This window comes from Streptomyces sp. NPDC043896 (assembly GCF_056435605.1).
On record NZ_JBWKEE010000017.1, the window covers coordinates 75,521 to 101,968 of the forward strand.

The 26,448-nt window shown below is 72.3% G+C and carries 26 protein-coding genes; 19 read left to right on the forward strand and 7 right to left on the reverse strand.

Translation table 11 applies throughout. The features are described from left to right. The first annotated feature begins 2 nt into the window (after positions 1-2). The 12 genes from AC069X_RS24060 (at position 3) to AC069X_RS24115 (ending at position 14,802) form a co-directional block, all read left to right on the forward strand. Positions 3-1,289 carry a dihydroorotase gene (locus tag AC069X_RS24060; RefSeq protein ID WP_478731261.1) on the forward strand — a complete coding sequence of 429 codons (1,287 nt, stop codon included), beginning with the start codon at positions 3-5 and terminating at the stop codon, positions 1,287-1,289. Then, complete coding sequence (locus AC069X_RS24065; protein WP_478731263.1) at positions 1,286-1,867, forward strand: PH-like domain-containing protein; 582 nt, start codon at positions 1,286-1,288, stop codon at positions 1,865-1,867. The genes AC069X_RS24060 and AC069X_RS24065 overlap by 4 nt, the downstream gene beginning before the upstream one ends. Further along, complete coding sequence (gene carA, locus AC069X_RS24070; RefSeq protein ID WP_478731265.1) at positions 1,864-3,006, forward strand: glutamine-hydrolyzing carbamoyl-phosphate synthase small subunit; 1,143 nt, start codon at positions 1,864-1,866, stop codon at positions 3,004-3,006. Before AC069X_RS24065 ends, carA begins: the two co-directional genes overlap by 4 nt. Further along, positions 2,999-6,307, forward strand: coding sequence for a carbamoyl-phosphate synthase large subunit (gene carB, locus AC069X_RS24075; protein ID WP_478731267.1), 3,309 nt, complete (start codon positions 2,999-3,001; stop codon positions 6,305-6,307). The genes carA and carB overlap by 8 nt, the downstream gene beginning before the upstream one ends. Positions 6,308-6,394: 87 nt before the next feature. After that, on the forward strand, positions 6,395-7,504 hold the full coding sequence (locus tag AC069X_RS24080; RefSeq protein WP_478731269.1) for a quinone-dependent dihydroorotate dehydrogenase: 1,110 nt from the start codon (positions 6,395-6,397) through the stop codon (positions 7,502-7,504). Further along, positions 7,501-8,343, forward strand: coding sequence for an orotidine-5'-phosphate decarboxylase (pyrF, locus tag AC069X_RS24085; protein ID WP_478731271.1), 843 nt, complete (start codon positions 7,501-7,503; stop codon positions 8,341-8,343). Before AC069X_RS24080 ends, pyrF begins: the two co-directional genes overlap by 4 nt. Before the next feature lie 282 nt (positions 8,344-8,625). Beyond that, a complete protein-coding gene (locus AC069X_RS24090) occupies positions 8,626-8,949 on the forward strand; it encodes an integration host factor (RefSeq protein ID WP_478731273.1) in 324 nt (107 codons plus the stop codon). A 61-nt stretch (positions 8,950-9,010) separates the two neighbouring features. Further along, on the forward strand, positions 9,011-9,574 hold the full coding sequence (gene gmk / locus AC069X_RS24095) for a guanylate kinase (RefSeq protein ID WP_478731275.1): 564 nt from the start codon (positions 9,011-9,013) through the stop codon (positions 9,572-9,574). Positions 9,575-9,616: 42 nt separating this feature from the next. Continuing rightward, the gene (gene rpoZ / locus AC069X_RS24100; RefSeq protein ID WP_004948662.1) at positions 9,617-9,889 is read left to right on the forward strand and encodes a DNA-directed RNA polymerase subunit omega; all 273 of its coding nucleotides are present in this window, start codon (positions 9,617-9,619) and stop codon (positions 9,887-9,889) included. A 97-nt stretch (positions 9,890-9,986) separates the two neighbouring features. Beyond that, on the forward strand, positions 9,987-11,213 hold the full coding sequence (coaBC, locus tag AC069X_RS24105; protein WP_478731277.1) for a bifunctional phosphopantothenoylcysteine decarboxylase/phosphopantothenate--cysteine ligase CoaBC: 1,227 nt from the start codon (positions 9,987-9,989) through the stop codon (positions 11,211-11,213). A 194-nt stretch (positions 11,214-11,407) separates the two neighbouring features. Next, positions 11,408-12,616: a methionine adenosyltransferase gene (gene metK, locus AC069X_RS24110; RefSeq protein WP_125817760.1), complete on the forward strand. Its 1,209-nt coding sequence runs from the start codon at positions 11,408-11,410 to the stop codon at positions 12,614-12,616. 86 nt (positions 12,617-12,702) lie between these two features. Next, the gene (locus AC069X_RS24115; RefSeq protein ID WP_478731279.1) at positions 12,703-14,802 is read left to right on the forward strand and encodes a primosomal protein N'; all 2,100 of its coding nucleotides are present in this window, start codon (positions 12,703-12,705) and stop codon (positions 14,800-14,802) included. Between the two features lie 98 nt (positions 14,803-14,900). On the opposite strand, the gene AC069X_RS24120 is transcribed toward AC069X_RS24115, so the two are convergent. Then, the gene (locus AC069X_RS24120) at positions 14,901-15,416 is read right to left on the reverse strand and encodes a hypothetical protein (RefSeq protein ID WP_401248739.1); all 516 of its coding nucleotides are present in this window, start codon (positions 15,414-15,416) and stop codon (positions 14,901-14,903) included. A gap of 249 nt (positions 15,417-15,665) precedes the next feature. Here AC069X_RS24120 and fmt point away from each other — a divergent pair, with 249 nt between their 5' ends. The 6 genes from fmt to AC069X_RS24150 all read left to right on the forward strand — a co-directional run bounded on the left by fmt (position 15,666) and on the right by AC069X_RS24150 (position 20,960). After that, positions 15,666-16,610, forward strand: a complete 945-nt coding sequence (gene fmt, locus AC069X_RS24125; RefSeq protein ID WP_478731281.1) for a methionyl-tRNA formyltransferase — start codon at positions 15,666-15,668, stop codon at positions 16,608-16,610. Between the two features lie 80 nt (positions 16,611-16,690). Continuing rightward, on the forward strand, positions 16,691-18,157 hold the full coding sequence (locus AC069X_RS24130; protein ID WP_478731283.1) for an RsmB/NOP family class I SAM-dependent RNA methyltransferase: 1,467 nt from the start codon (positions 16,691-16,693) through the stop codon (positions 18,155-18,157). A gap of 73 nt (positions 18,158-18,230) precedes the next feature. After that, the gene (gene rpe / locus AC069X_RS24135; protein WP_478731285.1) at positions 18,231-18,917 is read left to right on the forward strand and encodes a ribulose-phosphate 3-epimerase; all 687 of its coding nucleotides are present in this window, start codon (positions 18,231-18,233) and stop codon (positions 18,915-18,917) included. Positions 18,918-19,055: 138 nt separating this feature from the next. Further along, positions 19,056-20,069: a sugar-binding transcriptional regulator gene (locus AC069X_RS24140; protein WP_478731427.1), complete on the forward strand. Its 1,014-nt coding sequence runs from the start codon at positions 19,056-19,058 to the stop codon at positions 20,067-20,069. 76 nt (positions 20,070-20,145) lie between these two features. After that, entirely contained in the window at positions 20,146-20,586 is a 441-nt protein-coding gene (locus AC069X_RS24145) for a guanyl-specific ribonuclease (protein ID WP_478731287.1), read from the forward strand. Beyond that, positions 20,583-20,960 carry a barstar family protein gene (locus AC069X_RS24150; protein ID WP_478731289.1) on the forward strand — a complete coding sequence of 126 codons (378 nt, stop codon included), beginning with the start codon at positions 20,583-20,585 and terminating at the stop codon, positions 20,958-20,960. The genes AC069X_RS24145 and AC069X_RS24150 overlap by 4 nt, the downstream gene beginning before the upstream one ends. 6 nt (positions 20,961-20,966) lie before the next feature. On the opposite strand, the gene AC069X_RS24155 is transcribed toward AC069X_RS24150, so the two are convergent. The 6 genes from AC069X_RS24155 to AC069X_RS24180 form a co-directional block, all read right to left on the reverse strand. Beyond that, positions 20,967-21,683 carry a DUF4232 domain-containing protein gene (locus tag AC069X_RS24155; protein ID WP_478731291.1) on the reverse strand — a complete coding sequence of 239 codons (717 nt, stop codon included), beginning with the start codon at positions 21,681-21,683 and terminating at the stop codon, positions 20,967-20,969. A 188-nt stretch (positions 21,684-21,871) separates the two neighbouring features. Continuing rightward, positions 21,872-22,351, reverse strand: coding sequence for a group II truncated hemoglobin (locus AC069X_RS24160; RefSeq protein ID WP_478731293.1), 480 nt, complete (start codon positions 22,349-22,351; stop codon positions 21,872-21,874). Beyond that, entirely contained in the window at positions 22,348-22,677 is a 330-nt protein-coding gene (locus tag AC069X_RS24165) for a putative quinol monooxygenase (protein WP_478731295.1), read from the reverse strand. The genes AC069X_RS24160 and AC069X_RS24165 overlap by 4 nt, the downstream gene beginning before the upstream one ends. 77 nt (positions 22,678-22,754) lie before the next feature. Beyond that, the gene (locus AC069X_RS24170; RefSeq protein ID WP_478731297.1) at positions 22,755-23,246 is read right to left on the reverse strand and encodes a hypothetical protein; all 492 of its coding nucleotides are present in this window, start codon (positions 23,244-23,246) and stop codon (positions 22,755-22,757) included. Positions 23,247-23,316: 70 nt separating this feature from the next. Next, on the reverse strand, positions 23,317-24,960 hold the full coding sequence (locus AC069X_RS24175; RefSeq protein WP_478731429.1) for an FAD-dependent oxidoreductase: 1,644 nt from the start codon (positions 24,958-24,960) through the stop codon (positions 23,317-23,319). A 98-nt stretch (positions 24,961-25,058) separates the two neighbouring features. Then, positions 25,059-25,325 (reverse strand): UBP-type zinc finger domain-containing protein, encoded by a 267-nt coding sequence (locus tag AC069X_RS24180; RefSeq protein WP_478731431.1) that lies wholly within the window; start codon positions 25,323-25,325, stop codon positions 25,059-25,061. A 283-nt stretch (positions 25,326-25,608) separates the two neighbouring features. Here AC069X_RS24180 and AC069X_RS24185 point away from each other — a divergent pair, with 283 nt between their 5' ends. Continuing rightward, positions 25,609-26,433, forward strand: coding sequence for a type 1 glutamine amidotransferase domain-containing protein (locus AC069X_RS24185; protein WP_478731299.1), 825 nt, complete (start codon positions 25,609-25,611; stop codon positions 26,431-26,433). Positions 26,434-26,448: the final 15 nt, after the last annotated feature.

The window sequence follows — 26,448 nt, forward strand, 5'->3', positions numbered from 1 at the left end:
CCATGAGCAAGATCCTTATCCGCGGCGCGAAGGTCCTCGGCGGCGAGGCGCAGGACGTCCTGATCGACGGCGAGACCATCGAGGCGGTCGGTCAGGACCTGTCCGCCGAGGGCGCCCAGGTGATCGAGGCCGCCGGCCAGGTCCTCCTCCCCGGCCTCGTCGACCTGCACACCCACCTGCGCGAGCCCGGCCGCGAGGACTCCGAGACCGTCCTCACCGGCACCCGAGCGGCGGCCTCCGGCGGCTTCACGGCCGTCTTCGCCATGGCCAACACCTTCCCGGTCGCGGACACCGCCGGCGTCGTCGAGCAGGTCTGGCGCCTGGGCAAGGAGTCCGGCTACTGCGACGTGCAGCCCATCGGCGCCGTCACCGTCGGCCTGGAGGGCAAGAAGCTCTCCGAGCTGGGTGCCATGCACGAGTCCGCCGCCCGCGTCACCGTCTTCTCCGACGACGGCAAGTGCGTGGACGACGCCGTGATCATGCGCCGCGCCCTGGAGTACGTGAAGGCCTTCGGCGGCGTCGTCGCCCAGCACGCCCAGGAGCCCCGCCTCACCGAGGGGGCCCAGATGAACGAGGGCACCGTCTCGGCCGAGCTGGGACTGGGCGGCTGGCCGGCCGTCGCCGAGGAGTCGATCATCGCCCGCGACGTCCTGCTCGCCGAGCACGTCGGCTCCCGCGTGCACATCTGCCACCTCTCCACCGCCGGCTCCGTCGAGATCGTCCGCTGGGCCAAGTCCCGCGGCATCGACGTCACCGCCGAGGTCACCCCGCACCACCTGCTCCTCACCGACGAGCTCGTCCGCTCGTACGACCCGGTCTACAAGGTCAACCCGCCGCTGCGCACCGAGCGCGACGTGATGGCCCTGCGCGAGGCGCTCGCCGACGGCACGATCGACATCGTCGCCACCGACCACGCCCCGCACCCGCACGAGGACAAGGACTGCGAGTGGGCCGCCGCCGCCATGGGCATGGTGGGCCTGGAGACCGCCCTCTCCGTCGTCCAGCAGACGATGGTGGAGACCGGACTGCTCGACTGGGCGGGCGTCGCGGAGCGCATGTCGCACGCTCCGGCGCGCATCGGGAGCCTCGCCGGGCACGGCCGGCCCGTCTCGGCAGGTGAACCCGCGAACCTGACCTTGGTCGACACCTCGTACCGTGGTGTCGTGGACCCCGCACACTTCGCCTCCCGCAGCCGCAACACGCCCTACGAGGGCCGCGAGCTGCCGGGTCGCGTCACTCACACCTTCCTGCGGGGCCGGGCAACGGTCGTGGACGGGAAACTGGCGTGACACCTGCAGTGATCCAACTGGCCGCCGAGGCCGCCGAACGACAGTCGGCGGAGGTGACGGACTGGGGCGCCCGCATCGCGTGGGTGCTCGGTCTGCTCGTCTTCATCGCGTTCGTGTACTGGCTGATGCGGCAAGGCTGGAAATGGCGCGGCGCCCTGCAGAGCGATCTGCCGGAGCTGCCCGCCGCCCCCGGCGGTCTTCCCGAGCACCGGCTGGCCCTGACCGGCCGGTACCACGGGTCCACGACCGCCGGGCAGTGGCTCGACCGGATCGTCGCCCACGGGCTCGGAGTCCGCAGCCGGGTCGAGCTCACGCTCACCGACGCGGGCCTCGACGTGGTCCGTCCGGGGGCAACCGACTTCTTCGTACCGGCCACGCAGCTGCGCGGCGCCCGCCTCGACAAGGGAATCGCGGGCAAGGTACTCACCGAGGGCGGTCTGCTCGTCGTCACATGGGCGCACGGCGACAAGCTGATCGACTCCGGATTCCGCTCCGACCGGGCCGCCGAGCACGCGGCATGGGTCGAAGCGATCAACCTCATGAACTCAACCACCACGACGGAAGGCGCCGAACGATGACGACCTCCACCAGGGGAGCAGCGAAAGCTCCCGCCGTACTCGTCCTGGAGGACGGTCGGATCTTCCGAGGCCGCGCCTACGGCGCTGTGGGGGAGACCTTCGGCGAGGCCGTGTTCTCCACCGGCATGACCGGCTACCAGGAGACCCTGACCGACCCGTCGTACCACCGCCAGGTCGTCGTGATGACCGCCCCCCACGTGGGCAACACCGGTGTGAACGACGAGGACCCCGAGTCCTCCCGCATCTGGGTCTCCGGCTACGTCGTCCGCGACCCCGCCCGCATCCCCTCGAACTGGCGCTCGCAGCGCTCGCTGGACGAGGAGCTCGTCAAGCAGGGCGTCGTCGGCATCAGCGGCGTCGACACCCGCGCCCTGACCCGCCACCTGCGCGAGCGCGGCGCCATGCGCGTCGGCATCTTCTCCGGCGAGGCCGTCGCCGACGACGCGGCCCTCCTGGCGAAGGTCCAGGCGCAGCCGCAGATGAAGGGCGCGAACCTCTCCGCCGAGGTCGCCACCAAGGAGGCGTACGTCGTCCCCGCGATCGGCGAGAAGAAGTTCACCGTCGCCGCCGTGGACCTCGGCATCAAGGGCATGACCCCGCACCGGATGGCCGAGCGCGGCATCGAGGTGCACGTGCTGCCGGCCACCGCCACCGTCGAGGACGTGTACGCGGTCGACCCCGACGGCGTGTTCTTCTCCAACGGCCCGGGCGACCCGGCCACCGCCGACGGCCCCGTCGCCGTCATGCGGGGCGTCCTGGAGCGCAAGACCCCGCTCTTCGGCATCTGCTTCGGCAACCAGATCCTGGGCCGCGCGCTCGGCTTCGGCACCTACAAGCTGAAGTACGGCCACCGCGGCATCAACCAGCCGGTGCAGGACCGCACCACCGGCAAGGTCGAGGTCACCGCGCACAACCACGGCTTCGCCGTCGACGCGCCCCTCGACAAGGTGTCCGAGACCCCCTACGGCCGCGCCGAGGTCTCGCACGTCTGCCTGAACGACAACGTCGTGGAGGGCCTCCAGCTGCTCGACCAGCCGGCCTTCTCCGTCCAGTACCACCCCGAGGCGGCAGCGGGCCCGCACGACGCCGCGTACCTCTTCGACCGCTTCGTATCCCTGATGGAGGCCGAGCGTGCCTAAGCGCACCGATATCCAGTCCGTCCTGGTCATCGGCTCCGGCCCGATCGTCATCGGCCAGGCCGCGGAGTTCGACTACTCCGGCACCCAGGCCTGCCGCATCCTCAAGGCCGAGGGCCTGCGGGTCATCCTGGTGAACTCCAACCCCGCGACGATCATGACCGACCCGGAGATCGCCGACGCCACGTACGTCGAGCCGATCACCCCCGAGTTCGTCGAGAAGATCATCGCCAAGGAGCGCCCCGACGCGCTCCTGCCCACCCTCGGCGGCCAGACGGCCCTCAACACGGCCATCTCCATGCACGAGCAGGGCGTGCTGGAGAAGTACGGCGTCGAGCTCATCGGCGCCAACGTCGAGGCCATCAACAAGGGCGAGGACCGCGACCTCTTCAAGGGCGTCGTCGAGGCCGTCAAGGCCAAGATCGGCTACGGCGAGTCCGCCCGCTCGGTCATCTGCCACTCGATGGAGGACGTCCTCGCGGGCGTCGACACCCTCGGCGGCTACCCCGTCGTCGTGCGCCCCTCCTTCACCATGGGCGGCGCCGGCTCCGGCTTCGCCCACGACGAGGACGAGCTGCGCCGCATCGCCGGCCAGGGCCTCACGCTCTCCCCGACCACCGAGGTGCTCCTGGAGGAGTCCATCCTCGGCTGGAAGGAGTACGAGCTGGAGCTGATGCGCGACACCAAGGACAACGTGGTCGTCGTCTGCTCGATCGAGAACTTCGACCCGATGGGCGTCCACACCGGTGACTCCATCACCGTCGCCCCGTCGATGACGCTCACCGACCGCGAGTACCAGCGGCTGCGCGACATCGGCATCGCGATCATCCGCGAGGTCGGCGTCGACACCGGCGGCTGCAACATCCAGTTCGCGATCAACCCGGACGACGGCCGCGTCATCGTCATCGAGATGAACCCGCGCGTCTCCCGCTCCTCCGCGCTCGCCTCGAAGGCCACCGGCTTCCCGATCGCCAAGATCGCCGCCAAGCTGGCCATCGGCTACACGCTGGACGAGGTCCCGAACGACATCACCGAGAAGACCCCGGCCTCCTTCGAGCCGACCCTCGACTACGTCGTCGTCAAGGCCCCGCGCTTCGCCTTCGAGAAGTTCCCGGCCGCCGACGCCACCCTCACCACCACCATGAAGTCGGTGGGCGAGGCCATGGCCATCGGCCGCAACTTCACCGAGGCCCTCCAGAAGGCCCTGCGCTCCCTGGAGAAGAAGGGCTCCCAGTTCACCTTCGTCGGCGAGCCCGGCGACAAGGAGGAGCTGCTGGCCACCGCGGTCCGCCCGACCGACGGCCGCATCAACACCGTCATGCAGGCCATCCGCGCCGGCGCCACCCAGGAAGAGGTCTTCGAGTCCACGAAGATCGACCCCTGGTTCGTCGACCAGCTCTTCCTGATCAAGGAGATCGCGGACGAGCTGGCCGCCGCCGAGAAGCTCCACCCCGAGCTGCTCGCCGAGGCCAAGCGCCACGGCTTCTCCGATGCCCAGATCGCCGAGATCCGCGGCCTGCGCGAGGACGTCGTCCGCGAGGTCCGCCACGCCCTCGGCGTGCGCCCGGTCTACAAGACGGTCGACACCTGCGCCGCCGAGTTCGCCGCCAAGACCCCGTACTTCTACTCGTCCTACGACGAGGAGTCCGAGGTCGCCCCGCGCGAGAAGCCCGCGGTGATCATCCTGGGCTCCGGCCCGAACCGCATCGGCCAGGGCATCGAGTTCGACTACTCCTGCGTCCACGCCTCCTTCGCCCTCAGCGACGCCGGCTACGAGACCGTGATGGTCAACTGCAACCCCGAGACCGTCTCGACGGACTACGACACCTCCGACCGCCTGTACTTCGAGCCGCTGACGCTGGAAGACGTGCTGGAGATCGTCCACGCCGAGTCGCTGGCCGGCCCCATCGCCGGCGTCGTCGTCCAGCTCGGCGGCCAGACCCCCCTCGGTCTCGCCCAGGCGCTCAAGGACAACGGCGTCCCGGTCGTCGGCACCTCCCCGGAGGCCATCCACGCCGCCGAGGACCGCGGCGCCTTCGGCCAGGTCCTCGCCGAGGCCGGCCTGCCCGCGCCCAAGCACGGCACCGCCACCACCTTCGCGGGCGCGAAGGCGATCGCCGACGAGATCGGCTACCCGGTCCTCGTCCGCCCGTCCTACGTGCTCGGCGGCCGCGGCATGGAGATCGTCTACGACGAGACCCGCCTGGAGTCCTACATCGCGGAGTCCACCGAGATCTCCCCGACCCGCCCCGTGCTGGTCGACCGCTTCCTCGACGACGCGATCGAGATCGACGTGGACGCCCTCTACGACGGCACCGAGCTCTACCTCGGCGGCGTCATGGAGCACATCGAGGAAGCCGGCATCCACTCCGGCGACTCCGCCTGCGCCCTGCCCCCGATCACCCTCGGCGGCTTCGACATCAAGCGCCTGCGCGCCTCCACCGAGGCCATCGCCAAGGGCGTCGGCGTCCGCGGCCTGATCAACATCCAGTTCGCGATGGCGGGCGACATCCTCTACGTCCTGGAGGCCAACCCGCGCGCCTCCCGGACCGTCCCCTTCACCTCGAAGGCGACCGCCGTCCCGCTCGCGAAGGCCGCCGCCCGCATCTCGCTCGGCGCCACCATCGCCGAACTGCGCGCCGAGGGCATGCTGCCCAAGGAGGGCGACGGCGGCACCCTGCCGCTGGACGCGCCGATCTCCGTCAAGGAGGCCGTCATGCCGTGGTCGCGCTTCCGCGACATCCACGGCCGCGGCGTCGACACCGTCCTCGGCCCGGAGATGCGCTCCACCGGCGAGGTCATGGGCATCGACTCGGTCTTCGGCACGGCGTACGCCAAGTCGCAGGCCGGCGCCTACGGCCCGCTGCCGACCAAGGGCCGCGCGTTCATCTCCGTCGCCAACCGCGACAAGCGCTCGATGGTCTTCCCGGCCCGCGAGCTCGTCGCCCACGGCTTCGAGCTGCTCGCCACCTCCGGCACCGCCGAGGTGCTGCGCCGCAACGGCATCAACGCCACCGTGGTGCGCAAGCTCAGCGAGGGCGAGGGCCCGGACGGCGAGAAGACCATCGTCCAGCTCATCCACGACGGCCAGGTCGACCTGATCGTCAACACCCCGTACGGCACCGGCGGCCGCCTCGACGGCTACGAGATCCGTACGGCCGCCGTGGCGCGCAGCGTCCCGTGCCTGACGACGGTCCAGGCGCTCGCCGCCGCCGTCCAGGGCATCGACGCGCTCAACCGCGGTGACGTCGGCGTGCGCTCCCTCCAGGAGCACGCGGAGCACCTCAACGCCGCCCGCGACTAGCAGCCCGTAAGCGAGAGGGGGACACCGGACGCGCGATCCGCGCCGGGTGTCCCCCTCTTCGTGAGCGCAGAAGGGACTTTTCGGACGATGTACAAACTCTTCTTCAACCTGGTCTTCAAGCGGATGGACCCGGAGCAGGCCCACTACCTGGCCTTCCGGTGGATCCGCCTCGCCGCCCGCATCCCGGTGCTGCGCACCTTCGTCGCGGCCGTCCTGGCGCCCCGGTACGAGTCCCTGCGCACGGAGGCGCTCGGCCTGCGGATGCACGGCCCCTTCGGGCTCGCGGCCGGCTTCGACAAGAACGCCGTCGCCATCGACGGCATGTCCATGCTCGGCTTCGACCACATCGAGATCGGCACGGTCACCGGCCAGGCCCAGCCCGGCAACCCCAAGAAGCGGCTCTTCCGCCTGGTCCCCGACCGCGCGCTGATCAACCGCATGGGCTTCAACAACGAGGGCTCTGCCGCCGTCGCCGCCCGCCTGGCCGCCCGCAACCCCGTCTTCCGGACCGTCGTGGGCGTCAACATCGGCAAGACCAAGGTGGTGCCGGAGGCGGAGGCCGCCGCCGACTACGTGGTCTCCACCGAGCGCCTGGCCCGCCACGCCGACTACCTCGTCGTCAACGTCTCCTCGCCCAACACCCCGGGCCTGCGCAACCTCCAGGCCACGGAGTCCCTGCGGCCGCTGCTGAGCGCCGTACGGGAGGCCGCGGACCGCGCGGTCACCGACCGCCGCGTCCCGCTGCTCGTCAAGATCGCCCCGGACCTCGCGGACGAGGACGTCGACGCCGTCGCCGACCTCGCCCTGGAGCTGGGCCTGGACGGCATCATCGCCACCAACACCACCATCGCCCGCGAGGGCCTCGGGCTGAAGTCCGACCCCGCCCTGGTCAAGGAGACCGGCGGGCTCTCCGGCGCGCCGGTCAAGGAGCGCTCCCTGGAGGTCCTGCGCCGCCTGTACGGCCGCGTCGGCGACCGCCTGGTCCTGGTGGGCGTCGGCGGCGTCGAGAACGCCGAGGACGCCTGGCAGCGGATCCTGGCGGGCGCGACCCTGGTCCAGGGCTACAGCGCCTTCATCTACGAGGGCCCGTTCTACGCCCGCGCCATCCACAAGGGCCTCGCCGCGCGCCTGGCCGCCAGCCCGTACGCGACCCTGGCCGAAGCCGTGGGCGCCGAGACCCGAAAGGCCGCGCCGTGAGCCCTGTGACCCCCTTCGGAACCCGTCTGCGGACCGCCATGGACGCCCGGGGCCCCCTGTGCGTGGGGATCGACCCGCACGCCGCCCTGCTGGCCTCCTGGGGCCTGGAGGACGACATCGCCGGCCTGGAGCGGTTCTCCCGCACCGTCGTCGAGGCGCTGGCCGACTCCGTCGCCGTCTTCAAGCCGCAGGCCGCCTTCTTCGAGCGGTTCGGCTCGAAGGGCGTCGCGGTGCTGGAGCGGACCGTCGCGGACGCCCGGGCCGCCGGGACCCTGGTGGTCATGGACGCCAAGCGCGGCGACATCGGTTCCACGATGGCCGCGTACGCCTCGGCCTTCCTGGACCCGTCCTCCCCGCTGTTCTCGGACGCGCTGACGGTCTCCCCGTACCTGGGCTACGGCTCGCTGGCCCCCGCCGTGGAGCTGGCCCGGGAATCGGGCGCCGGTCTCTTCGTCCTGGCCCTGACCTCCAACCCGGAGGGCGCCGAGGTCCAGCGCGCGGTCCGCGAGGACGGCCGCTCGATCGGCGCGACCATGCTGGCCCACCTGGCGGCGGAGAACGCGGGCGCGGAGCCCATGGGCTCCTTCGGCGCGGTGGTCGGCGCCACCCTCGGCGACCTGTCCTCCTTCGACCTGGACATCAACGGCCCGCTGCTGGCCCCGGGCATCGGCGCCCAGGGCGCGACGGCGGCCGACCTGCCGGCGGTCTTCGGCGCGGCCGTCGCCAACGTGGTCCCGAACGTCTCGCGGGGCGTCCTCAAGCACGGCCCGGACGCCGCCGCCCTGCGCGCCTCCGCGAAGCGCTTCGCGGACGAGGTGCGCGAGGCCGTCGCGGGCTGACCGGCGGGGCGCGGGGAGGGCCCGTGACACGGGATCTCGAAAATCGAACGTCTTTCCCCGGACAAAACCGGGGTAGTTTGTCCGTGATGTACGGTTCAGTGGAGGCTGACCAGGACTTTTCGTCCGTTCTCGCTGACTGGAGCGGCCTTGGCCGCTAGTCTCCGACCAGAGTGAACGAGCAGCGAACGCATCACCTCGCTGTTCGGGACCTCGCCTGGCGTGGTGCCCAAGGGCTCCCCGCCGGTCCGTATCCGACAGTTCGACATCCGAGGTGACGTAGGCGTGGCTCTTCCGCCCCTTACCCCTGAACAGCGCGCAGCAGCGCTCGAAAAGGCCGCCGCGGCTCGCCGGGAGCGGGCCGAGGTGAAGAATCGACTCAAGCACTCCGGCGCCTCCCTCCACGACGTCATCAAGACGGGTCAGGAGAACGACGTCATCGGAAAGATGAAGGTCTCCGCCCTTCTCGAGTCGCTGCCCGGCGTCGGCAAGGTCCGCGCCAAGCAGATCATGGAGCGCCTCGGCATCTCCGAGTCCCGGCGTGTCCGAGGTCTCGGCTCCAACCAGATCGCCTCTCTGGAGCGTGAGTTCGGCGGTAGCAACGCCTGAGGCGTCGCCCGAAGTTCTCCCGGCGTTCTCAGGCAGTCCCGAGAACCTGGATAATCGCTCTATGGCAGCAGAGGTTCGTCCGCGGCTGACCGTGCTCTCCGGCCCCTCGGGGGTCGGCAAGAGCACGGTCGTCGCGCATATGCGCAAGGTCCACCCCGAGGTGTGGCTCTCGGTGTCGGCCACCACCCGCAAGCCGCGGCCCGGTGAGCGACACGGAGTCCACTACTTCTTCGTCAACGACGACGAGTTCGACAAGCTGATCGCCAACGGCGAGCTGCTGGAGTGGGCCGAGTTCGCGGGCAACCGCTACGGCACACCGCGCGGCGCGGTACTGGAACGCCTGGACAACGGCGAACCGGTGCTGCTGGAGATCGACCTCCAGGGCGCCCGGCTCGTCCGCGAGTCGATGCCCGAGGCCCAGCTGGTCTTCCTGGCCCCGCCGAGCTGGGACGAGCTGGTCCGCCGGCTCACCGGCCGGGGCACCGAGTCCGCCGAGGTCATCGCGCGGCGGCTCGACTCCGCCAAGATCGAACTCGCTGCCGAGTCGGAGTTCGACACCACCCTCGTCAACACCTCCGTCGAGGACGTGGCGCGTGAGCTGCTAGCCTTGATGAAAGTTGTTTGATCGTTTTCGTTTCGATCTTCACCCATCTTCGGAAGGTAGAGCGTGTCCTCTTCCATCACCGCGCCCGAGGGCATCATCAACCCGCCGATCGACGAGCTGCTCGAGGCCACGGACTCGAAGTACAGCCTCGTGATCTACGCGGCCAAGCGCGCGCGTCAGATCAACGCGTACTATTCGCAGCTCGGTGAGGGCCTGCTCGAGTACGTCGGCCCGCTGGTGGACACCCACGTCCACGAGAAGCCGCTTTCGATCGCGCTGCGCGAGATCAACGCGGGTCTGCTGACCTCCGAGGCCATCGAGGCCCCGGCCCAGTAAGGCGGCGTGAAATCCTTCACCACAGGCCCGGCAGAACATCTGCCGGGCCTGTGGTGTGTCATAGGGTCGTACGCGAATGGCGAATGGGGAGCGAGCAGTGGACAAGCCGAGGGTCGTGCTGGGCGTGAGCGGCGGGATCGCCGCCTACAAGGCCTGTGAGCTGCTGCGACGGCTGACCGAGTCCGGGCATCACGTACGGGTGGTGCCCACCGCGGCCTCCCTGAACTTCGTCGGCGAGGCCACCTGGGCCGCGCTCTCCGGCAACCCGGCCTCCACGGAGGTCTGGGAGACCGTCCACGAGGTGCCCCACGTGCGCATCGGCCAGGCGGCGGACCTGGTCGTCGTCGCCCCGGCCACCGCCGACATGCTCGCCAAGGCCGCCCACGGCCTGGCCGACGACCTCCTCACGAACACCCTGCTCACGGCCCGGTGCCCGGTGGTCTTCGCACCCGCGATGCACACCGAGATGTGGGAGCACCCCGCCACCCAGGAGAACGTCGCCACGCTGCGCCGCCGCGGCGCCGTCGTGATCGAGCCCGCCGTCGGCCGGCTCACCGGCAAGGACACCGGCAAGGGCCGGCTGCCCGACCCGGACGAGATCTTCGAGGTCTGCCGCAGGGTGCTGGCCCGGGGTGCGGCCGGGCCCGACCTCGCCGGGCGGCACGTGGTCGTCAGCGCCGGGGGCACCCGTGAGCCCCTGGACCCGGTGCGCTTCCTCGGCAACCGCTCCTCCGGCAAGCAGGGCTACGCCCTCGCCCGCACCGCCGCCGCACGCGGCGCCCGGGTCACCCTGGTGGCGGCCAACACCGCGCTGCCCGACCCGGCCGGGGTGGACGTCGTACGGGTGGGCACGGCCCTCCAGCTGCGCGAGGCGGTGCTCAAGGCCGCCGCGGACGCCGATGCCGTGGTGATGGCCGCGGCCGTGGCCGATTTCCGCCCCGCCCGGTACGCCGACGGCAAGATCAAGAAGAAGGACGGGCAGGACCCCGAGCCCGTGGCCCTCGTACGGAACCCCGACGTCCTCGCCGAGATCTCCGCCGAGCGCGCCCTGGAGGGCCAGGTCGTGGTCGGCTTCGCCGCGGAGACGGACGACGTCCTCGCCAACGGCCGGGCCAAGCTCCGGCGCAAGGGCTGCGACCTCCTCGTGGTCAACGAGGTCGGCGCAACGAAGACCTTTGGTTCCGAGGAGAACGAGGCGGTCATCCTGGCTTCGGATGGCACGGAAACCCCTGTGCCCCATGGTCCGAAGGAACTTCTGGCGGACGTCATCTGGGACCAGGTCGCCCCGCGCCTCGCGGCCCGACGTGATCTTCGACGCGCCTGAGCGTTTCCCTTTTCGCCGGAAGATCCGTGCGTCAGAATGGAGTGCCGCAGGTCACACGCCTCCCATAAGGCGAGACGGGTGGTCCGGCGAACGGTGGCGACCGATAAACTGCACTTGGAACGTGACCGGGCGCAGCCCCCGGTGTGGTTCCGCCAAATGATCAGCCAGCAGCCGCTGCAACCCCAGGGAGCGTTGTGTCCCGTCGCCTGTTCACCTCCGAGTCCGTGACCGAGGGTCACCCCGACAAGATCGCTGACCAGATCAGCGACACGATCCTCGACGCGCTCCTCACCGAGGACCCGACCTCGCGTGTGGCCGTGGAGACTCTCATCACGACTGGTCTCGTGCACATCGCGGGCGAGGTGACGACCAAGGCGTACGCGCCGATCGCCCAGCTCGTCCGCGACAAGATCCTCGAAATCGGCTACGACTCGTCCAAGAAGGGCTTCGACGGCGCCTCCTGCGGCGTGTCGGTGTCCATCGGCGCGCAGTCCCCGGACATCGCGCAGGGCGTCGACACCGCCTACGAGTCCCGGGTCGAGGGCGACGAGGACGAGCTCGACAAGCAGGGCGCCGGTGACCAGGGCCTGATGTTCGGCTACGCGACGGACGAGACGCCCGAGCTGATGCCGCTGCCGATCCACATCGCGCACCGCCTCTCGCGCCGCCTCTCCGAGGTCCGCAAGAACGGGACGATCCCGTACCTGCGTCCCGACGGCAAGACCCAGGTCACCATCGAGTACGACGGCGACAAGCCCGTCCGCCTCGACACGGTCGTCGTGTCCTCGCAGCACGCCGCGGACATCGACCTGGACTCGCTCCTCGCACCCGACATCCGGGAGTTCGTCGTCGAGCACGTGCTCGCGCAGCTCGTCGAGGACGGCATCAAGCTGGACACCGAGGGCTACCGCCTCCTGGTGAACCCGACCGGCCGCTTCGAGATCGGCGGTCCGATGGGTGACGCGGGCCTGACCGGCCGCAAGATCATCATCGACACGTACGGCGGCATGGCCCGCCACGGCGGCGGCGCCTTCTCCGGCAAGGACCCGTCCAAGGTCGACCGCTCCGCCGCGTACGCGATGCGCTGGGTCGCGAAGAACGTGGTCGCCGCCGGCCTGGCCGCCCGCTGCGAGGTCCAGGTCGCCTACGCGATCGGCAAGGCCGAGCCCGTCGGCCTCTTCGTCGAGACCTTCGGCACCGCCAAGGTCGACGTCCAGAAGATCGAGGACGCCATCGCCGAGGTCTTCGACCTCCGCCCGGCCGCGATCATCCGCGACCTCGACCTGCTGCGCCCGATCTACGCCCAGACCGCCGCCTACGGCCACTTCGGCCGCGAACTCCCCGACTTCACCTGGGAGCGCACCGACCGCGTCGACGCCCTGCGCGCCGCCGCCGGCCTGTAGTACCCGGCCCTGAACGGCCCGAACGGCCCCGGACCCTCGTGGTCCGGGGCCGTTCGCTGTCAGTGGCGTTTGGTAAGAATGCCTGTGTGAGCAGCGCGAACGATTCCCAGCCGGAACAGCTCGCCCTGATCCGGGAGATGGTCGCCGAGGCGAAGGCCAAGGCGCCCAAGGCCAAGCCGCGCACCTGGCGCGGCGCCGCCGTGGCCGAGCAGCTGCCCGTCGCCCGTGTCCTCGTGAACAAGGGCGTGCTCCACCTCGACCGGCTCTTCGACTACGCCGTCCCCGCCGAACTGTCCGAGGCGGCCCGGCCCGGTGTGCGCGTCCGGGTCCGCTTCGGGGCCGGTGCCCACCGGGTGCACGGCGGCCGCCGCGAGGGCGGCGGCCTCATCGACGGCTTCATCGTGGAACGGCGCGCCGAATCCGACTACGAGGGCGCCCTGGCCGCCCTCGCCCAGGTGGTCTCGCCGGAGGTGGTCCTCGGCCCCCGCATGCTGGCCCTCGCCCGGGCCGTGGCCGACCGGTACGCCGGCAGCCTGGCCGACGTGCTCCAGCTGGCCCTGCCCCCGCGCAGCGCCCGCGCCGAGGCCAAGCCCTCGCCCGACCCCCTGCCCCCGCCCCCCGCCCCGGAGCCCGGCGGCTGGACGCGCTACGGAGCCGGCCCGGCCTTCCTGCGGGCACTGGCCACCGGGGGCACCCCCCGCGCGGTGTGGACGGCGCTGCCCGGTCCCGGCTGGGCGGACGAGCTCGCCCGGGCCATGGCCGCCACCCTCGCCTCCGGCCGCGGAGCCCTCGCGGTGGTGCCCGACGGGCGCACCGCCGCCCGGGTCGACGCCGCCCTCACCGCCCTGCTGGGCGAGGGGCGGCACGCGCTGCTGACCGCCGAGTCCGGCCCCGAGAAGCGCTACCGGCAGTGGCTCGCCGTGAACCGGGGCTCCGTCCGTGCCGTCGTCGGCACCCGGGCGGCGATGTTCGCGCCCGTGCGGGACCTCGGGCTGGTCGCCGTCTGGGACGACGGCGACTCCAGCCACTCCGACGTCCACGCCCCCTTCCCGCACGTGCGGGAGGTACTGGAACTGCGCGCGGTCAGCGACGGCTGCGGCTTCCTGGCCGGGAGCACCAGCTGCACCGTCGAGGCCGCCCAGCTGGTGGAGTCGGGGTGGGCGCGGCCGCTCGTCGCGGACCGGGAGACCGTACGGGCCGCCGCGCCCCGCATCCGCACCGTCGGCGACGAACTGCTGGCCCGCGACGGGGCGGCCCGCGCGGCGCGGCTGCCGAGCCTGGCCTGGGAGACCGTGCGGGAGGGGCTGAAGAGCGGGCCCGTGCTGGTCCAGGTGCCCCGGCGCGGGTACGTGCCCCGGCTGGCGTGCGAGCGCTGCCGCACCCCCGCCCGCTGCACGGCGTGCGCCGGTCCGCTGGAGGCCCCCGACGAGCGGGAGCTGCACTGCGGCTGGTGCGGCCGGGCCGAGGGCGCGTGGCACTGCGAGGAGTGCGGCTCGTTCCGGCTGCGGGCCCAGGTGGTGGGCGCCCGGCGGACCGCGGAGGAGCTGGGCCGGGCCTTCCCCGCCGTACCGGTACGGACCTCCGGGCGCGACCACGTGCTGGACGAGGTGTCCGACCGGCCCGCGCTGGTGGTGTGCACCCCGGGTGCCGAACCGGTCGCGGCGGGCGCCGGGTACGCGGCGGCGCTGCTGCTGGACGGCTGGGCGATGCTCACCCGGCCCGACCTGCGCGCGGGGGAGGAGGCCCTGCGCCGCTGGATCGCGGCCGCCTCGCTGGTGCGGGCCGACGGGCAGGTGGTGGTGGTCGCCGAGCCGACGCTGCGGCCGGTGCAGGCGCTGGTGCGGTGGGACCCCGTCGGCCACGCGGTGCGGGAACTGGCGGAGCGGGCCCAGCTGGGCTTCCCGCCGGTGTCCCGGATGGCGGCGGTGGCCGGCCGGGGGGACGTCGTGGAGGCCTTCCTCGCAGCCGCGGAGCTCCCGGCGGACGCGGAGGTCCTGGGGCCGGTGCCGCTGCCCGCGCGGCGGGGGGAGTCGTCGCCGGGGGAGCGGGCGCTGGTGCGGGTCCCGCCGGGGAGCGGGGCCGCGCTGGCCGCCGCGCTGAAGGCGGCGCAGGCCGCGCGGATGGCGCGGGGCGCGCCGGCGGGGGATCCGATCCGCATCCGGATCGACCCGCCGGACATCGGCTGAGCGGTCCGCCGATGCCGCTGCGCCGGCGGGGCCGGAAGATCCGGCCCCGCCGGCGGCCTGGAGCCGTCGGGGGTCGGCGGCCCGGCGGCCGGGGTGGGTCAGCCGTTGCGGGGGCCGGGGAAGGCCGACGGGCGGGCGGCGGCGGCCTGGGCTTCCTCGCGGACCGGCTGCGGGGGCACCGAGCGGGCCGCCGGGATGGTGGGGAGCGGTCCCAGGGTCCGGGTCGTGGTGCCCTCGGCCAGCGGCTCCGCCGCCTCGGCGGCCTGCGCGCGGCGTGCGCCGTAGCGGCGGTGCACGGCTTGCTTGGTGACGCCGAGGGCCGAGCCGACGGCGTCCCAGGAGAAGCCGAGGGAGCGGTCGAAGTCCACCGCGGCGGTGACCAGCGTCTCGACGCTGTCCCTCAGCTCCTGGGCGAGCCGGACGGTGGGGGCGGGGGCCCTGCCGTAGACGACGAAGCCCGTTGAGGGCCCGGAGCGGCGCGGTCGGTACACGTTGCCGAGCTGGGCCGTGAGCGTACGCAGTGCGTCCACCTGCCGGCGAACCCGCTCGATGTCCCGCACCAGGAGGTGCAGGCTGGCCCGTGCTTGGGCGTCATGGGTGGCGTGGTCGGCCATGGAGAAGCCTCTCGAACCGGTGCTGGAGAGCGGATCGGGCCGCAGACACCGTTCTTGATCGCGGCCCGTTTCGGTCAATCTCTTTTGACCAACGCGCCACCGGGCGCCCAGGTCACGCATCGGGGGCGTGTCGGCATATGCGAGAGGCGCGTGTGTGTGCGTACGCCCCCCGACACCGCAGGTGGCCTCGGGTGTACGTCCCATAGACTTGGACGCCGCTGACAGCCGAGACAACGAGGTAGGACCCCAGTGAAGCTGGTCTTCGCAGGCACCCCCGAGGTCGCCGTACCCGCCCTGGACGCCCTGATCGCCTCCGGGAGGCACGAGGTCGCCGCCGTCGTCACCCGGCCCGACGCACCCGCGGGGCGCGGCCGCCGGCTGGTGGCCAGCCCCGTCGCCGAGCGCGCCGAGGAGGCCGGGATCGAGGTCCTCAAGCCGGCCCGGCCGCGTGACGAGGAGTTCCAGGCCCGGCTGCGTGAGATCGCCCCGGACTGCTGCCCGGTGGTCGCGTACGGGGCGCTGATCCCCAAGAGCGCGCTCGACATCCCCCGCCACGGATGGGTCAACCTGCACTTCTCGCTGCTGCCCTCCTGGCGCGGCGCGGCCCCCGTCCAGCACTCGATCATGGCCGGGGACCAGGTCACCGGTGCCTCGACCTTCCGCATCGAGGAGGGCCTGGACACCGGCCCGGTCTTCGGGGTCCTCACCGAGGAGATCCGCCCCACCGACACCAGCGGCGACCTGCTGACCCGCCTCGCCTTCGCCGGCTCCGGACTGCTGTCCGCGACCATGGACGGCATCGAGGACGGCAGCCTGCGCGCCATGGCGCAGCCCGCCGAGGGGGTCTCCCTCGCGCCGAAGATCACCGTCGAGGACGCCCGGATCGACTGGAACGCCCCCGCGCTGCGCGCCGACCGGGTCGTGCGCGGCTGCACCCCGGCGCCGGGCGCCTGGACGGTCTTCCGCGGCGAGCGCCTGAAGCTGATCTCCGTCGGGCTCGTCCCCGACCGCACGGACCTCGCGCCGGGCGTCCTGGCCCCGGCCAAGAACAACGTGTACGTGGGCACCGGCTCGCACGCCGTCGAGCTGCTCTGGGTGCAGCCGCAGGGCAAGAAGCCGATGAAGGGCGCCGACTGGGCCCGCGGGGTGCGGATCGCTCCCGGCGAGCGCCTGGGCGCCGCCGACGTAGGCTGATCCCGGGCCGTCCCGCGTCCCCGGGCCGCCCCACCACCACCGCACCGCACCGCACCTCGTACATCCGGAGCACCTTTCACGTGAGCGAACAGCCCCGTCGTCGTCCCGCCCCCAAGTCGGGCACCGGCAAGCCGGCCAAGCCCTACCGCCGGCCGCAGAAGGACCCGGTCCGGATGCTGGCCTTCGAGGCGCTGCGGGCGGTGGACGAGCGCGACGCCTACGCGAACCTCGTCCTGCCCCCGCTGCTGAAGAAGGCCCGGCAGGACGAGAAGTTCCAGGCGCGCGACGCGGCCCTGGCCACCGAGCTGGTCTACGGGACGCTGCGCCGGCAGGGCACGTACGACGCGATCATCTCCGCCTGCGTGGACCGGCCGCTGCGCGAGGTGGACCCGCCGGTGCTGGACGTGCTCTCGCTCGGCGCGCACCAGCTCCTCGGCACCCGCATCCCCACCCACGCGGCGGTCTCCGCGAGCGTGGAGCTGGCCCGCGTGGTGCTCGGCGACGGGCGGGCGAAGTTCGTCAACGCCGTGCTGCGCAGGATCGCCGCGCACGACCTCGACGGCTGGCTGGAGCGGGTCGCGCCGCCGTACGAGGAGGACGCCGAGGAGCACCTGGCGGTCTGCCACTCGCACCCCCGCTGGGTGGTCAGTGCCCTGTGGGACGCGCTGGGCGGCGGCCGCGCCGGGATCGAGGACCTGCTGGAGGCCGACAACGAGCGGCCCGAGGTGACGCTGGTGGCCCGGCCCGGCCGGTCCACGCCGGCGGAGCTGCTGGAGGCGGTCGGCGAGGAGTCGGCGCTGCCGGGGCGCTGGTCCCCGTACGCCGTCCGGATGGCCGAGGGCGGCGAGCCGGGTGCGCTGGAGGCGGTCCGCGAGGGGCGCGCCGGTGTGCAGGACGAGGGCAGCCAGCTGGTGGCCATGGCCCTGGCGGCGGTACCGGTCGAGGGCCGCGACGAGCGGTGGCTGGACGGCTGCGCGGGCCCGGGCGGCAAGGCGGCGCTGCTGGGGGCCCTGGCCGCGCAGCGGGGCGCGTTCCTGCTGGCCTCGGAGAAGCAGCCGCACCGGGCGCGCCTGGTCGAGCGGGCGCTGGCCGGCAACCCGGGCCCGTACCGGGTCATCGCGGCCGACGGCACCCGTCCGGCGTGGCTGCCGGGCTCCTTCGACCGGGTTCTGATGGACGTGCCCTGCTCCGGCCTGGGGGCGCTGCGGCGCCGTCCGGAGGCCCGCTGGCGGCGCCGCCCGGAGGACCTGGAGGGCTTCGCGCCGCTCCAGCGGGCGCTGCTGCGGGAGGCCCTGTCCGCGGTGCGCGTCGGCGGTGTCGTGGGGTACGCGACCTGTTCCCCGCACCTGGCGGAGACCCGGGTGGTCGTGGAGGACGTCCTCAAGGGACGGGGCGCCGGGGCGCGGCCGGTGGCGGCGGAACTGGTCGACGCCCGCCCGTTCATGGAGGGCGTGCCGGCGCTGGGCGACGGCCCGGACGTCCAGCTGTGGCCGCACCTGCACGGCACGGACGCCATGTACCTGGCACTGCTGCGGCGCACGGCGTAGCGAGGGGGCGGTGAGGGCCCCGAGTTCCGGGGCCGTGGCCGGAAGTGCCCGGGGGCATGGCAGGCTTGGGGGCATGGCCGTTCAGATCAATCCCAGCATCCTGTCCGCCGACTTCGCCCGTCTCGCCGAGGAGGCGAAGGCCGTCGAGGGGGCCGACTGGCTGCACGTCGACGTCATGGACAACCACTTCGTCCCGAACCTGACCCTCGGCGTGCCGATCGTGGAGTCCCTCAGCCGGGCCACGGACATCCCGCTGGACCTGCACCTGATGATCGAGGACCCGGACCGCTGGGCGCCGCAGTACGTGGAGGCGGGTGCGGGATCGGTCACCTTCCACGCCGAGGCCGCCGCCGCTCCCGTGCGCCTCGCGCGGGAGATCCGGGCCAAGGGCGCCCGGGCGGCCATGGCCCTCAAGCCGGGCACCCCGATCGAGCAGTACGAGGACATCCTCCCCGAGCTCGACATGGTGCTGATCATGACGGTCGAGCCAGGCTTCGGCGGTCAGGCCTTCCTCGACATCATGCTCCCCAAGGTCCGCCGGACCCGGGAGCTGATCGCCAAGCACGGCCTCGACCTCTGGCTCCAGGTCGACGGCGGGGTCTCGGCCACGACGATCGAGCGGGTCGCGGAGGCCGGCGCCGACGTGTTCGTGGCGGGCAGCGCGGTGTACGGGGCGGTCGACCCGGCCGCGGCGGTCCGTACGCTGCGTGACCAGGCGGGCGCGGCGATCGCCGCGGCGCCCTGGGCCTGCGACCACTGAGGCGGGTGTCAGGGGACGGCTCGGTGAACGGAAGCCGTCCAGGCTGATCAATGGCCGTTGGATCTGACAGGATGAACGGCGAGTCGAGAGTGTGAACACGACAGTGTGAACAGCAGTGAGGAGAGCGCGGTGTCTGCAATGTCGGCGGGACGGTCAGCCCTGCGGATGGGACCCGCGGAGCTGGTGCAGGCGGCGGCCATGGCGCGCCGCTTCTACCTGGAGGGCAAGTCCAAGATCCAGATCGCCGAGGAGTTCGGCGTGAGCCGCTTCAAGGTGGCCCGGGTCCTGGAGACCGCCCTCGAACGCGACCTCGTACGCATCGAGATCCGGGTGCCGGCGGAACTGGACGCGGAGCGCTCCGACGCGCTCCGTGCCCGGTACGGGCTGCGGCACGCCGTCGTGGTGGAATCGCCCGCCGACGCGAGCGAGGACGCCCCGGACCCGGAGAACCTCGGCGCGGTGGCGGCCGACCTGCTCGGCGAGCTGGTCAACGAGGGCGACGTGCTCGGGCTGGCGTGGGGCCGGTCGACCATTCACATGGCCGCCTCCCTGCACCGGCTGCCGCCGTGCACCGTCGTGCAGCTGACCGGCGTGTACGACGCGGGGACCGCCGAGCGCGGCTCCGTGGAGGCCGTGCGCAGGGCCGCCCAGGTCTCCGGCGGGGACGCGCACCCCATCTACGCCCCGATGCTGCTCCCGGATCCGGCGACGGCGGCGGCGCTGCGCAGCCAGACCGGGATCGCGCGGGCCTTCGAGTACTTCGACAAGGTCACCGTCGCGGCCGTGTCCATCGGCTCCTGGGAGCCGGGGATCTCGACCGTGCACGACATGCTGACCGACGAGGAGCGGGCGCACTACGCCTCCCTCGGTGTCGCGGCCGAGATGTCCGCGCACCTCTTCGACAAGGAGGGCCGCCGGGTCGGAAGGGACCTGGGCGAGCGCTGCATCACCGTCGAGGCCGACCGGCTGCGCCGGATCCCCGAGGTCGTGGCGATCGCGGGCGGGCTGCGCAAGGCGTCGGCGATCGGCGCGGTGCTCCGCTCCGGGCTGGTGACCAGCCTGGTCACGGACACGGCCGTCGCGGACTACCTGCTGACCGAGTCCGAGCCGGGTCTGCGGCCCGCGCTGGAGCGCGCCGACCCGGACGACTGAGCGGACGCCCGGTGCCGTGGCGGGTGCCGCGGCCGGGCGATTCGCGACCGAATCGGATATTTGGCACGATCGGGGCATGATCCTCAGGAACATGTCCCGGTCGTTGTCACGCGTGCTCGGGGCCCTGTTCCTGTGTGCCGCGCTGACCGCCGCCCTGGCGGGCTGCGGTGGCGGGCCCGCCCCGGCGCGGCCGTCCTCCGCCGCGAGCACCGCCGCCCCCGCTCCCGCGTGGGCGAAGGGGATGCCCACCGTACGGGCCGACGCGCTGCCGCCGCAGGCGCGCGAGGTGCTCGCGCTGATCGACAAGGGCGGGCCGTACCCGTACCGGCAGGACGGGACCGTCTTCGGGAACTTCGAGAAGGCGCTGCCGAAGCAGAAGCGCGGCTACTACCACGAGTACACGGTGAAGACGCCGGGCGAGCGCGACCGCGGGGCCCGGCGGATCGTGACCGGCGGGGGCGGGGAGTTCTACTACACGGACGACCACTACGAGACCTTCAAGGCGGTTCTCCGATGAGCCTCGACCCGCAGCCGCTCGCCCCCGCCCTGGCCGCCGCCGAGCAGGCCGGCTGGAGCGTCGTTCGGCTGGACCTGGACGGCGTACGGAGCAAGGCGGCGCTGATGCGGCGCTGCGCGCGGGCGCTTCGGGCGCCGGAGTGGTTCGGCGGGAACTGGGACGCGCTGGCCGACGTCCTGGCGGACCTGTCCTGGCTGCCGGAGGCCCCGGGACGGCTGCTGGCGGTGACCTCGTGGCGCGGCTACGCGGCCGAGCGGCCGCAGGACTGGGACACCCTGACGGAGGTCCTGGAGGGGGCGGCGGACTTCTGGCGGGAGCAGCGGGAGCGCGACGGGGCGCCCCCGCTGACGGTGGTGCTGTCCGCCCGGACCTGAGGGGGCTCAGCCCTTCGGCCTGAACAGCTGGTCCTCGACCGCGCGGAGGTCCTTGTTCCAGTACGTCACCTTGGCGTCGCGCCCGGCGTTCAGGCCGCCGGTCCGGGGGACCAGGTCCTGTTCGAGCCACCCCGAGTCCTTGTTGCTGCCGAGCGCGCGGTCCTGGTAGCCCATGGACAGCGCCGTGACGGCGACCGTCTGCTCGCCCCCGCGGAACATGTACACGCCCGCGTACGCCTTCTCCTTCGGCTGGAGGGTGGCGACCGCCCGCGGCGCGGAGCCCATCGGGGCGAGCGGGCCCTCGACCACCGTGCCGAAGCCGACGTACGGGTAGTGGTAGAGGGTGCAGGGCGTGTCGCTGAGGTTGACGGCCGTGATCAGGAGGTTCTGGCCGGAGTCCATCTTCCACAGCGACGGCGTGATCGAGAGGTCGTCGTGGCTGCAGGCCCTGGTGGCCTCCTTCCCGCCGTTGGCGGGGGATGCGGAGCTGCTCGGCGAGGGGCTCGCCTTGCCGCCCGGGGAACCGCTCGCGGAGGGCGACGGGCTGGTGCCCGGGGTGGCGCCGGTGCCGGGGGAGGCGGGTGCCGGCGCGGAGGGGGACGCGGAGGCGGTGGGATTCTCGCCGTCGTCCTTGCCCGAGTCGCAGGCGGTGGAGGTGAGGAGCGCGGCGACGGCCGCCGCTCCGAGGACGCAGGTCTGCCATCTGTTGCGGGCGGTGCTCATGGTGGGCCCCCGTGTGCTTGGCATGGGTCGAGAGGTGGTGCCGACCTCCCGGTCATGCCCCGCCCCGCGTCCCCGGAGTCCCGCTCCCGGCGCACTGTTGCCGACTCATGACGGGACGTCACGGTTCCGTGCAAACGGCGGCGTCCCGTCCGGTCGGGGGCCGGCCCGCACCGGCCCCCGAGCGGGTGTCACTCCGCCTTGGCGGCCTCCGGCTGCCAGGGCGGGGTCTGGCCCCAGGACCAGACCGGGATCTCCGCCGCGTCCACCGGCGGCGGGTTGGGGCCCGAGTAGATCAGGGCCATCCGGGTGCCCCACTCGATGTAGTAGACGAACACCGCCCGGAACTCCGGATCCGTGGGGAGGCCGACCTCGTCGGCCGTGTCCAGCAGCAGGTCCACCCAGCGGCGGCGCTGCCGCTCGGTGATGCCGCGCCCCAGGTGCTTGGTGGCCATGTGCCGGTGGCCGCCGTGGTGCGCCGAGTACCCGGCCGGGCCGCCGAAGACCTCCGCGAGCCAGACCGCGACGTGCCGGGGGTGCTCCGCGTCCATGCCCGCGAAGACCGGGGCGAGGACCTCGTCGCGCAGCGCATGGGCGTAGAAGGCGTCGGTAAGCCTCTCCAGGGCCTCGGACCCGCCCATCCACTCGTAGATCGTGGGAGTCGTGCTCATGACTGTCCGGCGGCCTTCCCCGGACCCGCCACGCCGGTGACGGAGTAGTGCTGCATCTCCTCGATGTTCGTCACGTAGGGGCGGATCGCGGCGAAGAACGCCGGGAAGTGCTCGCCCTTGCGGAAGCCGTTCAGGTGGGCGTCGACCGAGGTCCAGCGGATGCGGAGGATGTACCGGTCGGGTTCGTCCGTGTTGTGGGCCAGCTCGTAGTCGATGCACTCGGGCGACGCGGCCAGGGCCTCGGCGGCCCGGGCGTACGCGTCCTCGAACGCCTGCTGGTCCTGCGAGGCGATCCGGTAGCGGATGTACTCGACGGTGGTCGTCATGGGTTGCGTGCCTCTCCCTGGGGTCAGGTCGTCCCGGCTACCTTTCCGGGATCATGCGTACCCGGACAGGTTTTCCGTCACTCGGACCCAGACTTCTGGATGTCCGGGCCCTGGGCGCGCACCTGCCGCACCTTGTCGAGGGAGTCCCGCAGCGCGCCGAGCCAGTCCTCGGCGTTGTCGCCGACGAGGCGGACGCACCAGGCCAGGGCGTCCGCCCGGCTGCGCGCCACGCCGCCGGCCACCAGGGTGTCGAGGACCTGGCGCTCGGACTGGCGCAGCCGGGTCATGACCGGGACGGCGAGGTGGGTGAAGAGGACGGTCTCCCCACCCGACCGCACGCCCCAGGCGACCTTGCGGCGGTAGAGCTCCTCCGCCTCGCGGGCCACCTCCATCCGCTGCTCGCGGGTGCGCTCGCGGAACTCCTTGACCGACTCGGACGCCGGCACCGTGCCGACGACCGTGATCTCCTCCCGGTCGACGGTGACCGAGACGAGTGACTCGTAGACGTCCACCGGCAGGCGCTCGGCGAACCACGCGCGGAGCTTCTCGCTCTGTTCGGCTGTAATCATGTAATCAACGTTGCATCCGCTCTCCTCGTGATCGCAAGGGTCCGGCCGCCCGCTCCGGCCCCGTTCGCTCTCAGCCCATCGAGCGGTAGCGGTGGATCAGGGAGACCGCCATCGCTCCCTCGCCCACGCCCGAGGCGACCCGCTTCACCGAGTGGGCGCGCACGTCGCCCGCCGCGAACACCCCGGGCACGCTGGTCTCCAGCGGGTAGGGCGCGCGCTCCAGGCTCCACTCCGCCGGGAGTTCGCCGCCGTTGGCGATCAGGTCCGAGCCCGTGAGGACGAAGCCGTACTCGTCGCGCTCCACCACCCCGGCCAGCCAGTCCGTGTGCGGGCGGGCCCCGATGAAGGTGAACATGAACCGCGCCGGGACCTCCCGGTCCGCTCCCGTGTCGGCGTCGTGCAGGGTGATCCGCTCCAGGTGCTCCCCGCCGTGCAGGGCCGTGACCGTGGTGCGCACCTTCACCTCGATGTTGGGGGTGCGGTCGATCTCGTCGATCAGGTAGCGGGACATGCTCGCGTCGAGGGAGGCGGCGCGCACCAGGATCGTCACCCGGGCCGCGTACTTGGCGAAGTGCACCGCCGCCTGGCCGGCCGAGTTGGCGCCGCCCACGATGAACACGTGCTGCGAGATGCAGGCCGAGCTCTCGGTGGTCGCCGCGCCGTAGTAGAGCCCGGCGCCCTCGAAGCGGTCCGCGCCGGGGGCGTCGAGCCGGTTGTACGAGACCCCGGTCGCCAGCAGCACCGTCTCCGCGCTGATCTCCGTACCGTCCGCCAGGGTCAGGATCTTCGCCGGGTCGTCCCGGGTCAGCGAGACCACCTCGACGGGGTGCAGGATCTCGGCGCCGAACCGGGCGGCCTGGATGGTGGCCCGGCGGGTCAGGTCCCCGCCGGAGAGGCCCGAGGGGAAGCCCAGGTAGTTCTCGATCAGGCTGGAGGTGCCGGCCTGGCCGCCGGGGGCGCGGGAGTCCAGCATCAGGGTGGACAGGCCCTCGGAGGCCGCGTACACCCCGGCGGCGAGCCCGGCCGGCCCGGCGCCGACGATGACGCACTCGTAGTGCGGGCGGGAGGCGGTGGTGGCCAGGCCGAGGCGCTGGGCGAGCTCGGTGTCGGTGGGGGCGGCGAGCACCGACCCGTCGGGGAAGCGGACCAGCGGGAGCGCCGCGTCCGCCTGCGCGGCGGCGATCACCGTGAGCGCCTCCGGGTCCCGCTCCACGTTCAGGAAGCGGAACGGCTGCCCGTTGCGGGTGAAGAAGTCCCGGACCGCGTGGGTGCCCGGGGAGACCAGGTGGCCCGCGACGATGATCCCGTCGTAGGCGGGGCGGTAGGTGGCCAGCCAGTCCGAGAGCAGGTCGTCCAGGACCGGGAAGAGCCGCTCGTGCGGCGGGTCCCAGGGCTTGAGCAGGTAGTAGTCCAGCCGGACCCGGTTGATGGCGGTGATGGCCGCGTCCGTCTCCGCGTACGCGGTGAGCAGGACCCGGCGCGCGTCCGGGAAGCGGCTGACGGCCTCCAGCAGGAACTCCACCCCGGTGACGTCGGGCATCCGCTGGTCGACGAGGAACAGCGCGGGGTCGTGGCCGCGCTCGTCGAGGGAGTCCAGGATCTTCAGGGCGTCCGCGGCCGAGGAGGCGCCGAGCACCCGGTAACGGTCGCCGTAGGCGCTGCGCAGGTCGCGCCGGACGGCGCGCAGCACCTGCGGGTCGTCGTCCACGGCCAGGATGACCGGCTTGCGGCTCTCGGCGCGCGCGGCGGCACCCGCGGCGGCGGTCGTCGCGGTCGTCGTCGCGGGGGCGGCCGCGCCCTCCGGGGCCGCGCTCACGCCGGGTCCAGCATCAGCTGGTCGGCGTAGCACCAGGCCCAGTCCTCACCGGGCTCGTGCGAGGCCGCGATCGGATGGGCCGTCGACCTGTGGTGCCGGGTGGCGTGGCGGTTCTTCGACGAGTCGCAGCATCCGACGTGACCGCAGCTCAGGCACATCCGCAGGTGCACCCAGACGTCGCCCAGCCGCAGGCACTCCTCGCACCCCTCGGCGGATGGCTTCACCGGACGTATCTGGTCGATGTGTGTGCACAACAACTCCATCGTCATCGTCCCCGTCCCTCTCCTCGCGCACTCGTACACCCCGTCGCGCCCGACCATCACGGCGCGTCCAGACCATAAATCGGGGATCTCGAAACGGTTCATCGATCCGGCCGAGGTCAGGAAGTCCGGCGGGTACTTCCTGACCTCGGCGGCCGACTAGGTGAGGTGGTGCCGCCACCTTGCCCGCTACCTCACGAAGTCGCATTCGCGCCCTTTGACGCGGGCCCCGGGCGCACGCAGTGTGGGGGACGCAAACGACAACAGGCGGCGCCTGGAGGAATCTGTGAGCCGAAAGATTCTGGTCATTGTCTCCGAACACGGCTACTGGTCCGAGGAGCTGATCGGACCGATAGCCACGTTCGACGAGCGGGGTTACGAGACCGTATTCGCCACGCCGACCGGAAAGCGCGCGCACGCACTTCCGCCGAGCCTCGACGCGAACTACGTCGACCCGCCGCTGGGCCGCTCGGTGACCACCGAGGAGAACGCCCGGCTGGGCCGCGAGTTCGAGCAGTCGAACCGGCTCGACTCACCGCTCGACATCGAGGCGTGGGTGCCCGAGCGCCCGTACACGAGCGACGAGGGATACCTGCGCAAGCTGGAGCAGTACCACCGCGACCTGGACCGGATCGACGCCGACGTCGCGGAATACGACGCCATCCTCATCGTCGGCGGCAGCGGTCCGATCGCCGACCTCGCCAACAACGAGCGGGTGCACGCCCTGATCCTGGCCTTCAAGAAGGCCGGCAAGGTCGTCGCGGCCGAGTGCTACGGCGTCGCCTGCCTGGCATTCGCCCGGGACTGGGACGACCGCAAGAGCATCATCTGGGGCAAGCACGTCACCGGCCACTGCAAGGAGTACGACTACAAGGACGGCACCGGATTCCTCGGCACCGACTTCAACATGGGCCCGCCCCCGTATCCGCTGGAGTACATCCTGCGCGATGCGACCGGCCCGCGCGGCGCCTATCACGGGAATTTCGGAAAGCCGCTCTCGGTGGTCGTCGACTACCCCTTCGTCACCGGCCGCTCGACCCCCGACTCTTATCTCACGGGGCAGAAGATCGTGGAAGTCCTGGAGGACGGTCTCACCCGCTACGGGTGGTAGGCGAAAAGGGGGGAG